Raw genomic sequence first — 374 nt, 5'->3', positions numbered from 1 at the left:
CATTCACATGGACAAATTACCTATTGGTGACCAGACTTTGTCTGCTAAAGAAATCATCGCCAACGAATCTCAGGAACGTATGGGATTGTTGATTGACGAATCGGCTATCGAACATGTACAGAAAATCGCTGACCGCGAACGTGCGCCGATGTACACCGTAGGTGAGACTACCGGAGACGCCCGCTTCGCTTTCGAACAGGCCGACGGGGTACGTCCGTTCGATCTGGCGGTAGACCAAATGTTTGGTTCTTCTCCGAAAACTTACATGATTGATAAGACGGTAGAACGTCATTATGAAAATGTTTCATACGAAACTTCCAAGTTAAACGAATATATCCGCCGCGTGCTTCAACTGGAAGCTGTCGCCTGCAAAG

1 pseudogene (cut by a window edge) is annotated in these 374 nt (G+C 47.3%); it reads left to right on the top strand.

The features are described 5' to 3' along the window. Positions 1–374, top strand: a pseudogene (gene purL, locus QZ327_RS14035) (phosphoribosylformylglycinamidine synthase) (its annotated part continues 1917 nt past the right edge of the window); the annotation flags it as partial.

The sequence above is a fragment of the uncultured Bacteroides sp. genome, assembly GCF_910578895.1.
In the GTDB taxonomy this organism is placed as follows: Bacteria; Bacteroidota; Bacteroidia; order Bacteroidales; family Bacteroidaceae; genus Bacteroides.
This window is presented reverse-complemented; position numbering and strand designations above follow the sequence as displayed.